Below are 10,746 nucleotides of genomic sequence, written 5' to 3'. Positions count from 1 at the left end.
GAGCGGTTGAAGGCACCGGTCTTGAAAACCGGCGACCCGAAAGGGTTCTAGAGTTCGAATCTCTACGCTTCCGCCAAATTCGAAACCCAGGTCGTTATGCGACCTGGGTTTTTTGTTTTCTGTCGGTTTCAGCATGCATGCTGATGAGGCTCAGGAACGGCGTTCTGGCTCCCGTCACGCTGGCGCAGTCAGGGAGCGAAAAGCGTTATCAGCAGGACACACAAAACCCTGCTCTATTTATAGCTCAACGTGTTGTTTTATATTTTTTAACATCCACTCCCTGGTTATTCCTGATTTTAATGGCCATACGTTTTTTCGTATAATAAACCGCTGCCTCCATTACCCGAGACACAAAAGTGAACAGGTTCTTAATAATCTTTCATGTTTCATTTCATTTTCTGCAAGTAGTTTGGCCTGAGCCGCAAAACTGATTAAATCATGGTATGGATCACTGCCGACAAAGCCTAACTAAAATATAATGGCGGTATCCTTCTGAAGCAGGATTTATTCGCTTCAAAAAAATACTGTTACCCACCATGAATGGAAGACATGATGAGAGGAAAAATCCCCAAGAGCGAGTTGCTGGTGACGTTCGAAGTTGTGGCACGTCACGAAAGCTATACCCGCGCCGCAGAAGAGCTGGCGTTAACGCAGAGTGCAGTGTTCAGACAGGTGACGGCCCTGGAGGAGTTTTTACACACCTCATTATTTAACCATGCCAAAAAACGGATTTTTCTGAATGCGGCAGGAAAGCATTATCTGAATATCGTCAAAGAGACGCTGAATAAGCTGGAACGCGATACCAATATGATAATGAATTGGCAGCCTGCTGTTCAGGTAGTGGAGCTGGCGGTCAATCCCACCTTCAGTACGCATTGGCTGATCCCCAATTTATGGGAGTTTAATAAATTAAATCCTGATATTATTGTTAATATTCACTCGCTGGCCAATATCGGCGATTTTTTGAATCGTGAATATGATGCGGCTATTATGCGCGCAGATTTTTGTTCTCCGTGGTCGGAAGTCGATTATTTATTTGAAGAGGAGATCCTGCCGGTCTGCAGCCGCAGCTTGCTTCCTCATGCGGAGCAGAAACTGGGGGTTGAGGAGTTGCTAAGGGAGTTCCCGCTGTTACATCAAAGCACTCGCATCAATGGCTGGCAGGAGTGGTTTGCGCTCTCCGGTATTACCAGTCCGGACGTGAATCTGGGCCCGCGTTTTGACCTTCTCTCGATGCTGATTGCCGCAGTACGATCGAATCTTGGGGTTGCGCTGCTTCCCCGCTTCGCCATCCAGCATGACCTGGACTGCGGCGAGATGGTAATCCCCTGTGATGTGCCTATCCGCACCGGCAACCGCTTTATCATGACATGGCGGGAGGAAAAGTCTCAGGCACAGCCGTTACAAGTCTTCCGCGAGTGGCTGTTGCAAAAATCAGTGGTATCCCCGGTTGAGTCATAATGCCGGATGGCGGCAGTGCAACGCGCCATCCGGTGCAGACACGCTTACCAGTCGATGCCCTCCTGCGCCTGGATACCGCTGTCAAATGCGTGTTTAACCGGGCGCATTTCGCTGACCGTGTCGGCAAGCGCCAGTAATTGCGAGTGACAGCCGCGTCCGGTGACAATCACGGTCTGCTGTACCGGACGGTTCTCCACCGCCGCGATCACCTCCTGACTGTCCAGATAGTGATAAGCCAGCATATAGGTGAGCTCATCCAGAACCACCAGGTCATAACGTGGGTCAGCCAGCATGCGTTTGCTCTCCTGCCACACCGCCGTTGCGGCCTGAATATCCGTTTCCCGGTTTTGTGTTTCCCACGTAAAACCGGTGCCCATAATGTGAAATTCGACGCCGAGCGGATGCAGGGTGTTGTATTCGCCATTATCCCACTGACCTTTAATAAACTGCGCGACGCCAACGGTTTTACCGTGCCCGACGGCACGCGTCGCCGTGCCGAAGGCGGCGGTGGACTTTCCTTTTCCGTTGCCGGTGAAGACGATCAGAATGCCTCTCTTCTCCGTTGCCGCCGCTACGCGGCTGTCAACCTGCTCTTTACGCTTTTGCTGCCGTTGGCGGTGTCTGTCTGCGTTAGCTCGCGCTTCCATAATGGCTCCTTAATGTCCGGCAGGGCAGGATGCGCAGCGATGCTGCTGCTCAAACTGGCTGAAGAAATTGTTCCCTTTGTCGTCAACCAGCATAAACGCGGGCAGATTTTCGACCTCCATCATCCACACCGCCTCCATGCCCAGTTCGGGATACTCAAGGCAGCGCAGGCTTTTCACATACTGCTGCGCCAGCAGAGCCGCCGCACCGCCGATACTGCCGAGGTTGAAGCCGCCGTGCTTATGGCAGGCATCGGTGACTTGTTGGCTGCGGTTGCCTTTGGAAAGCATGATCAGGCTTCCACCCGCGGCCTGGAAAGCATCGACGTAGCCATCCATGCGCCCGCCGGTGGTCGGACCGAGGGAACCGCAGGCCTGATTCTCCGGTGTTTTCGCCGGGCCAGCGTAATAGACGATATGGTTTTTCATATACTCCGGCATCGGTTCGCCGTTATCCAGCCGCGCTTTGATTTTGGCGTGAGCAATATCGCGGGCGACCACGATCGGGCCGCTTAACGACAACCGGGTGCCGATCGGCAGGGTGGACATATCGCGCAGGATCTCGCGCAGCGGGCGGTTCAGGTTGATCTGTACGGTCCGGGCGTCGTTTTCCTCACGGCAGGCGTCCGGGATGTATTTCCCTGGGTTATGTTCCAGCTTCTCCAGCCAGATACCCTGCTTGTTGATTTTCGCTTTGATATTTCGGTCTGCGGAGCAGGACAGTGCCATGGCGACAGGGCAGGAACCGCCGTGTCGCGGCAGGCGGATGACGCGAATATCGTGGGCGAAGTACTTGCCGCCAAACTGGGCGCCGATGCCGAATTCGCGGCTGGCGTTGAGCAGCGTGGTTTCCAGCGCCGTGTCGCGGAACGCCTGACCCAGCTCGTTCCCGCTGGTGGGCAGATTGTCATAATATTTTGTTGAAGCCAGCTTCGCGACCTTCAGCGCCTGGTCGGCAGAGAGGCCGCCGACCACAAAGGCAATGTGATACGGAGGACAGGCTGCAGTACCGAGCGACTTCATCTTCTCGATCAGGAACGCGGTGAGTTTCTCCGGTTGCAAAATGGATTTCGTTTCCTGGAACAGCGCGGCTTTGTTAGCAGAACCGCCGCCTTTATTGACAAACAGGAAGCGGTATTCGCTCCCCGGTGTGGCGCTGATGTCTATCTGCGCCGGCAGGTTGGTCTGGGTATTAACCTCGGTATACATGTCCAGCGGTGCGTTTTGCGAATAGCGCAGGTTACACTCGCTAAAGGTGGCGTAAATCCCTCTGCTCAGCGCTTCGGCATCGTCACCACCGGTCCAGACGTGCTGGCCTTTGCTCGCCACAATGGTGGCCGTGCCGGTATCCTGACAGTTTGGCAGTACGCCTTTTGCCGATACTTCGGCGTTGCGCAGCAGCTGCAGGGCGACATACTTATCGTTACTGCTGGCCTGCGGGTCGTGCAGGATGCTGGCTATCTGCTTTAAATGTCCGGCGCGGAGGAAAAATGAGGCTTCATAAAATGCCTGCTGGGCCAGCAGGGTCAATGCCTCAGGCGCCACTTTAATGACCTCCTCGCCCTCCAGCTCCGTCACCGTAACGTGTTGCGCGCTGAGGAGTTCATATTCCGTCGTATCTTCACTCTGAACAAACAGGTCCTGCCAGACAAATGGTTTAGACATAGTACTTCTCACTTTGTGGTTGTTTTTACCGGGCACTGGCGCAACTGCCGCGCCCGGCTTACAGAATCACAGCCGGTTGGGATCAATGGGCTAAAAAGAGACTGGCCTGCGTCGCCTCAGCGACATACGCAATCGTCTGCTGGGCGCGGACGCTATTCCCGGCGGCATCCAGCGGTGGCGAATAGACCGCGATGGCGTATTGCCCGGGCACGATGGCAACCATGCCGCCGCCGACGCCGCTCTTCGCCGGGATCCCAACGGTGTACAGCCATTTGCCGCTGCCGTCGTACAGCCCGGCAATCGCCATTTCCGCCAGAACCTGCGGCACGTAGCGTTCATTCAGCAACTGCTTACCGTTGAAAGGCGATTTGCCCCTGTTCGCCAGCACCGCGCCCATTTTGGCGAGCTGCTCAACGGTGATGTCTACAGAACACTGGCGGGTATAGATTTCGACGGCATCCCGGGTATCGCCATAAAAGCTGTTATAGGACGCCATCAGCATCGCCAGCGCCTGGTTATGCTGATTGGTCTCCATTTCTGATTTGAACACCGGCTCGTTGACGGTCAGCGAGGCATCCGCCCACGCGTTGAGGTTATCGAGAATTTTGTTCCAGCGGTCGGACTTATCTTTCGCCTCAATCAGGCTTACCGTGCTCATCGCCCCTGCATTGACCAGCGGGTTTTCCGGCGCCCCTTTGGTCAGCTCAACCGCCAGGCCGGAGTTGAAGGGCAGACCGGTCGCACTGGCGCCGAGTTTATCCAGGACCTCCTGTGGGCCACGCTGCTCCATCGCCAGCGCCAGGGTGAAAACTTTGCTCAGCGACTCCATGGGAAATGCTTTTTTCACATCGCCAGCCTGATAAAGGTTGCCGTCAACGGTGGCGAGGGTGATGGCGAAATTGTTGGGGCTATAGGTCGCCAGGGCGGGAATGTAGTCGGCGACTTTTCCCTCAAAATTATTTTTAAATTTTTGATGAGCCTGCTCCAGCAGCTGCGCGTAATCCGGCGCGGGTTGCGCCAGCGTGGCGGCGCTAAAAAACAGGCTGACCGATAAGAGGCTGACGCCGAAAATGTTTATCTTCATGGGCTATCCTGTAAATCGAAAAACGACAGGCCAACGACCGTTGGCCTTTGTAATCAATACATGGCGATTTCTGTATCTGAAGTGGTACTTTCTTTGGCTGGAACCTTGCCGCGGCAGCCGACGCCGAAGTGCTCGCCTTCCCAGCGACCGACGATAGCGGCACCCATCGCGTTACTCATCACGTTGGTGGCGGAACGGCCCATGTCGAGGAACGGATCGACGCCCATCAGCAGAATCAGGCCCGCTTCCGGAATGTTGAACTGGTTGAGCGTGGCGGCAATAACCACCATTGATGCACGCGGCACGCCCGCCATCCCTTTCGAGGTCAGCATCAGGATCAGCAGCATGGTGATCTGCTCCCCAACGCTCAGTTCGATGTTGCACGCCTGGGCGATAAACACGGTAGCAAACGAGCAGTAGGCCATTGAGCCGACGAGGTTAAAGGAGTAGCCGATCGGCAGGACAAAGCTGGCAATCCTGGAGGAAACGCCGAATTTTTCCAGTTTGTTCAGCGTGCCTGGGAAAGCCGCTTCTGAACTTGACGTCGTAAAGGCCAGCAGCGCAGGTTCGAGGATCGCTTTTGTCAGACGACTGATGCACGGACCGACAATCATGGTGGACAGGCCAATCAGAATCGCCCACAGCAGGCCGAGCGTCATGTAGAACTCGCCCATGAAAATACCGGCGCTGACCATCACACCCAGACCGCGTTCGGCAATCAGCCCGGAGATCGCGGCAAACACGGTCAGCGGTGCAAACAGCATGACGTAGCCCGTCAGCTTGAGCATCACATGGACCAGAGAGTCGAGCACCTTAATGATGGGCTCGGCTTTCTCGCCAATGGCCGCCAGGCTGCAGCCCAGGAAAATGGAGAACACCACGATTTGCAGAATCTCGTTACGGGCCATGGCATCAACGATGCTGGTCGGTACCGCGTGAGAGATAAACACTTTCAGCGTAAACGGTTCGGACTGAACGGCCGCAACGGCCCCGGCGTCATGAGCGACAAAGTTAATGCCGGCGCCAGGCTGGAAGATATTGACGATAACCAGCCCCAGCGCGATCGACAGCAGCGAAGCACAAATAAAGAGGAAAAAGGTTTTGGAGAATATACGGCCGAGTGTTTTCGCATCACCCATTTTGGCTATGCCGACCACCAGGGTTGAAATAACCAGCGGGGCGATAATCATTTTCACCATGCGTAAGAATATCGTGGTGAAAATAGAAATATCCTGTGCGTACGATTTTGCTGTATCTGCTGATGCCATATTATTAATGACCACCCCGGCTATCATGCCGAGTATCAAACCTAATATGATCATTTTTGTTAAGCTTATTTTTTTCATGTTTACTCCATCGGATAAAGGTTGGTTAAGGTGTAGGGTCGCGTGCGCCTGAGCCCTGACGAATCGCTCAGACGCACGTTTGTTGTGACCAACCGCATGAATTATCTGGAATACAGTGATACAGCAAATATCTATATCCCAATGGACGTTGTTGTATTTGTAGTGTTACAGATCAAACTCAATGCTTAATAACGGTGCATGCTGCTGGGCACCATAAACATCATTATCACCAATGTTGCCGGAGATAATATCGCGAGGCATGACGATTTTGACCGCATTGGCCGGGTCAAACCAGACAATGCGATGTATAAAGTCAGGCTTCACGTTATATAAACGGGCGATAAGCTGTGGCGTTAATTGCTTCGAGGCTTTTACCCGCTGATAGTCTTCATGCGTTTTAAATAAAATATCCAGAACCAGCTCATACGGTCCGGCGTTTTTTGAGCGAATGACCTGCGCCAGTGAGCGAATACTCTGTTTCATAACTGAACCCCTTCTGGCGTGACCTGCTCGAGGTGGAAATCAAATCGCAGCGCGTCGCTCGCTTCGATCAGGTGATAGATTGAGAACTCATACACCGGGCCGCTCTGAATGTCGGAAGGGGAGAACGGGAACGCGAGGTTGCCCGCTGTGGCGATCCGGTTTTCATAGCCGTAATGCAGCAGGGTAGAGCGCACCAGCGAACAGACGCTGTTAGCGATATCCTGGGTGGGAGCCACCACATCCAGCAAAATACCCAGCTCGTGCCCGGCAGACTGCACCGGCTCATGGTTGCCCATCACGCCATTCTTTCCGTACAGGTGAAACGTCATGCGGATACTGTCGTCATTCAGCGAGAGGTTGCGCTTCACGCTGACCTGCACTTCTTCGAGGATGTTATCGATCCCGGCAATCATGATTGGGTCGCGCGTACCGGCAATGGTCAGACAGCGGAAGCCGACCCGGCGAGCGCCTTCCAGCTTCAGCGCATACGGCGTTTCTTCGTGGCGGGAACCGCTGACGTACACTTCGCCCTCATTGACCGCTTTGAAGCTGCAGCCTTTCAGGTTCAGCACGCCGCCCGGCCCCGGCAGGAAGTACGGGTCGGATTTCTCATACAGGGTGTGCGCCGCGGCCGACGTTTCGGTGAATTTACGCTTCGGATTAAAGGTTTTCAGCGTAAAGCCGTGCTCGTCAATGATGCCCATCGCGCAGTCGGAGCCGGACCCTGGCGTAGCGGCAATCGCCGCGCACTCAAGGATCTTACCGCAGTGCAGCGCCAGACCTTCATCGAAGCCCTGCATAATGGGCAGTGCGGCAAAGCAGGCCGGATCGTACGCCCGCCCGCCAAGCACCACCTGTGCCCCGGCCGCCAGCGCCCGCTGGAAAGGCTCAATGCCCATCTGCGCCACGATATAGGTGCTCTCTTCAATGGCCTCGTGGGTCAGTTCCGGGACGAAATCCAGGGCTGTGATTTTCCCGTTATCCAGCGCCTGATGCACCGTGGCTTTATCGACATCCGATGGGATCAGCGCCATCGAGAATGAGAGCTTCTCTTCCTGAGCAATCTCAAGGATTATCTGCCGACACCACTCCAGATGGGGCGCGGCACCGGACCCTCCGGCGGTGCCGATCACCACCGGGATGTTGTGCTTAACGCCAGCCACAATCATATAGCGCAGATCGCGTTTTACCCCCGCCCGGTCGGTGAAAGGCTTACCTGCCCCCAGGTAGTGGGGACCCGGGTCGGATGAGCCCGCGTCAACAGCAATAAGATCCGGCGAGGCTTCCATGGCCTTACGAAAACTCTCTTCCGGGAAGCCATAGCCCAGGATTGCCGTTGGCGATAAGATCTTAAATGTACGTGCCATCATTTAATCCTTAGTGTGCAACAATGCGATGGTGCGGTGCATTTCGTTAAACACGATGTTAAGACCTTCATCGAACCCCATGCCCGGTTTGATCAACATGCGCATCGGGCGAGCGGCCAGAGCCACGTGCACGCAGGTGCGGGCGCTGATTTCCGTTTCGTTACAGGTACCGCCCTGATAGGCTTCCATGCCATGTTTGTTGCAGTACAGCACCGCATCAACGATGTTGTGAATACCGCCCAGATCCGGGGTTTTGATCTGCACCATGTGGCAGCTGCCCGCATCGGTGAAGTCCACAATGTCCTGATAGGTGTTACACCACTCATCGGCAACGATTTTCACGCCAGAGCCCAGACGCATCAGCTCGTGGGTGATGGCGGTCAGCAGGCGGATTTGATCGGGTTTATTACCCGCATCCACCGGTCCCTCAATATAGAGCGGCAGGCCCTGGGCCTCTTTTTCGAGGCTGGCGATATAGGCGGCGCAACGTACCGGGTCCATATCGAAAATCAAACCGATAGTGCCGTACACGTCGATGTGCAGCGTCGGGCGATAGTGCGGGCTGGTGCGCAGGCTTAAGATGCGGTCGGATAACCAGCGCACATACTCACGCAGTTTTTCCCCCTTCAGGCCCAGTTTCTCTTCCACGTTGTTGATAAGCGCATGCGGCAGAACGTCAACGCCTTTGAGGATCATCTTGTCGACGGCGATATAGCGGTCGTCGCCGCTCTGTCCGAATAACGGAATGGCTTCAGGGACACATGGCAGTTGCCATTCATCACAAACGACTTCCGTTTTCAGACGACCGGTCGCCAGTGCCGTCACGTCGAGCAGCGCCTGCGACAGGCCATAACGTACGGCGGTATGCAGCAGATGGCCGTCGATACGCAGTTCGTCAAAGAATCGGGCGTTCGTCAGGAAGCGGTCAACGTCGCGGCCTTCGAGCAGCGGCTTGATGTGATCGTTAAGGAACGGAATGAAGTGTTCAGCCAGGAACAGCGGATCGCGACCGCCTGCACCTGAATATTGCACTGCTGCACAATCACCCACCGCCACCGCGCCGTTTTCCAGAATCAACTGTACGGAGACGCATTCACCCGCCTGACGAACTGACGTAAACCCAGGCGTGACCGGGTTGCCGGTATAGATAAATCCGTCATGCCCGGCACCGTTTTTAATTGCCTGCTGATCGTCAAAATAGAATGAGGAGTAGCCTGCGGTGAAAAGGGCCTGTTTAATTTTCATTATGGTCTTCCTATTAATTTACTGTGGGATACCGCGTTGATGTCATCAACAACCATCTGGAATGAGGGTTTACGTCCTTCAAAACGCGCGCGCTCGGCGACGTAATCGTGATGCAGGTCGAGGATATCTTTCGGCAGCGGAACCGCGCCGGCTTCCAGCACGCGAATGGCACCGGCGTTATCACGAACCGGCAGAATTTTGCCCGCGTTGCAGGAGGCGGGGGCAAACGGCACGTCCAGCACGCCAGCTTCAAACGCCAGCACCGTACCGCGCGCGACATCGCCGTTGCCCAGCTCGAAGACTTTCTTCAGCACGGCGCGGACTTCACTCTTAATCAGCTCGACTTCCTGCTCGACGGCGGCACACGGCGGGAATTTCTGATCGCTCACCATGTTGAGCATCTGACGCGAGGCTTTCAGTCCCTGGGCGTTGGCGGCGGCGGTGGGTATACCGAATGCTTCGTGCGGGCTCTTGGTGATCACTTTGGTCGCTCCGGACATCCCGGCCACCGCTGCGCCCCAGGAGATAATGGCAAACGCTTTCGACTCATCTTCCGGGAACCCCCCCATCCACTGGTGGAAGACGGTGCTCAGCTCGTAATCGTCAAAACCGTGGTTATGGAAATATTCGTGGGACAGTTCACGCAGAGCCTGAATAGCAGCAATATCCTGCGTCAGGCTACCCACCTGGCCGTAGCCAACGGTGATTGACTTCACGCCCTGTTCCAGCGCCAGCAGACCTTCGATAATCGCCACCGAGTGGGAGACAAACGGCGGGATAAGGGTGCCGGTCAGCGGGCCAAACGGTTCACGGTTGATACGAATGCCGTTCTCTTCATAAAGACCCATCAGGCGGTCGCAGTACTGCCAGTCACGAATGGATTTTTCCAGGGTGACGCGCTTAGCGTACGGAATGTTGTAAGAGATACCGCCGCCTTCATAGCTGGTAAAGCCGCTGGCCATAGCGATCTCTGCCAGCAGGCGCGCATCCGGCGTGCCGTGACGTACCTGAATCGGTTTCTCCAGCGCTTCGGTCATGCGTCGGCACGCGGCGACGCCGTGGTTGACGACCGGTAAGCCGTTGAGTTTGGAGGTACCCGCTTCGATGGATTTTTGGATCCCTACCGCGGCCTCTTCATAGCGATTCAGACGGGTATAGGCATCGATGGTGCTGGGCAGCAAATCACACTCTTCCTGCAGCGTTTTCAGCAGGGCGATATGTTCATCCATGAGCGCTACGCCTGCGCGCGGCTGGCTCAGGGTTTTACCTTCCTGGTCGGCCTTCAGTAGTGCGTGAGAAAAGCGTTTTTGCTCAGGAATGGTTTGCTGGTACTTCACGCCATCTTCGAAGTTCTCAACGTCCTTGCCGGTATGCCAGGTTTGTAAGACCTGTTGCCGCTCAGTCATGAATTCGTCATGGGTTAGCTTTTTATTTCGAAGTTCCATTCGTTG

The 10,746-nt window shown here is 55.2% G+C and carries 10 protein-coding genes; 2 read left to right on the top strand and 8 right to left on the bottom strand.

Annotation, left to right across the window (positions count from 1 at the left end):
• Together LDK53_RS09915 and LDK53_RS09910 are read left to right on the top strand one after the other, a co-directional pair.
• Positions 1–323: hypothetical protein (locus LDK53_RS09915; protein WP_225286413.1), on the top strand; the 323-nt coding region annotated here is incomplete at its 5' end.
• Between the two features lie 229 nt (positions 324–552).
• A complete protein-coding gene (locus LDK53_RS09910; protein ID WP_025755956.1) occupies positions 553–1,461 on the top strand; it encodes a LysR substrate-binding domain-containing protein in 909 nt (302 codons plus the stop codon).
• Between the two features lie 44 nt (positions 1,462–1,505).
• Here the strand turns inward: LDK53_RS09910 and cobO are convergent, their stop codons facing one another.
• From cobO to LDK53_RS09870, 8 genes are all read right to left on the bottom strand, one after another.
• Positions 1,506–2,108: a cob(I)yrinic acid a,c-diamide adenosyltransferase gene (gene cobO, locus LDK53_RS09905; RefSeq protein WP_059385495.1), complete on the bottom strand. Its 603-nt coding sequence runs from the start codon at positions 2,106–2,108 to the stop codon at positions 1,506–1,508.
• 9 nt (positions 2,109–2,117) lie between these two features.
• On the bottom strand, positions 2,118–3,770 hold the full coding sequence (locus tag LDK53_RS09900) for a class I fumarate hydratase (RefSeq protein WP_225286411.1): 1,653 nt from the start codon (positions 3,768–3,770) through the stop codon (positions 2,118–2,120).
• Between the two features lie 82 nt (positions 3,771–3,852).
• Positions 3,853–4,854, bottom strand: a complete 1,002-nt coding sequence (glsA, locus tag LDK53_RS09895; RefSeq protein WP_225286398.1) for a glutaminase A — start codon at positions 4,852–4,854, stop codon at positions 3,853–3,855.
• A gap of 53 nt (positions 4,855–4,907) precedes the next feature.
• Positions 4,908–6,200 carry a dicarboxylate/amino acid:cation symporter gene (locus LDK53_RS09890; RefSeq protein ID WP_225286386.1) on the bottom strand — a complete coding sequence of 431 codons (1,293 nt, stop codon included), beginning with the start codon at positions 6,198–6,200 and terminating at the stop codon, positions 4,908–4,910.
• 165 nt (positions 6,201–6,365) lie between these two features.
• Entirely contained in the window at positions 6,366–6,683 is a 318-nt protein-coding gene (locus LDK53_RS09885) for a DUF4387 domain-containing protein (protein WP_025755951.1), read from the bottom strand.
• Positions 6,680–8,050: an acyclic terpene utilization AtuA family protein gene (locus LDK53_RS09880; protein ID WP_047959786.1), complete on the bottom strand. Its 1,371-nt coding sequence runs from the start codon at positions 8,048–8,050 to the stop codon at positions 6,680–6,682. The genes LDK53_RS09885 and LDK53_RS09880 overlap by 4 nt, the downstream gene beginning before the upstream one ends.
• Positions 8,051–8,053: 3 nt before the next feature.
• A complete protein-coding gene (locus tag LDK53_RS09875; RefSeq protein WP_225286383.1) occupies positions 8,054–9,295 on the bottom strand; it encodes a methylaspartate ammonia-lyase in 1,242 nt (413 codons plus the stop codon).
• Positions 9,295–10,740 (bottom strand): methylaspartate mutase subunit E, encoded by a 1,446-nt coding sequence (locus LDK53_RS09870; RefSeq protein WP_025755948.1) that lies wholly within the window; start codon positions 10,738–10,740, stop codon positions 9,295–9,297. The genes LDK53_RS09875 and LDK53_RS09870 overlap by 1 nt, the downstream gene beginning before the upstream one ends.
• Positions 10,741–10,746: the final 6 nt, after the last annotated feature.

The organism is Enterobacter sp. K16B (assembly GCF_020216105.1).
Lineage (GTDB): Bacteria > Pseudomonadota > Gammaproteobacteria > Enterobacterales > Enterobacteriaceae > Enterobacter > Enterobacter sichuanensis.
This window is presented reverse-complemented; position numbering and strand designations above follow the sequence as displayed.

Coding starts and splice junctions, on each gene's coding strand:
- LDK53_RS09890 (WP_225286386.1), bottom strand. CDS start 6,200: ATGAAAAAAATAAGCTTAACAAAAATGATCATATTAGGTTTGATACTC.
- glsA (WP_225286398.1), bottom strand. CDS start 4,854: ATGAAGATAAACATTTTCGGCGTCAGCCTCTTATCGGTCAGCCTGTTT.
- cobO (WP_059385495.1), bottom strand. CDS start 2,108: ATGGAAGCGCGAGCTAACGCAGACAGACACCGCCAACGGCAGCAAAAG.
- LDK53_RS09875 (WP_225286383.1), bottom strand. CDS start 9,295: ATGAAAATTAAACAGGCCCTTTTCACCGCAGGCTACTCCTCATTCTAT.
- LDK53_RS09910 (WP_025755956.1), top strand. CDS start 553: ATGAGAGGAAAAATCCCCAAGAGCGAGTTGCTGGTGACGTTCGAAGTT.
- LDK53_RS09880 (WP_047959786.1), bottom strand. CDS start 8,050: ATGGCACGTACATTTAAGATCTTATCGCCAACGGCAATCCTGGGCTAT.
- LDK53_RS09885 (WP_025755951.1), bottom strand. CDS start 6,683: ATGAAACAGAGTATTCGCTCACTGGCGCAGGTCATTCGCTCAAAAAAC.
- LDK53_RS09870 (WP_025755948.1), bottom strand. CDS start 10,740: ATGGAACTTCGAAATAAAAAGCTAACCCATGACGAATTCATGACTGAG.
- LDK53_RS09900 (WP_225286411.1), bottom strand. CDS start 3,770: ATGTCTAAACCATTTGTCTGGCAGGACCTGTTTGTTCAGAGTGAAGAT.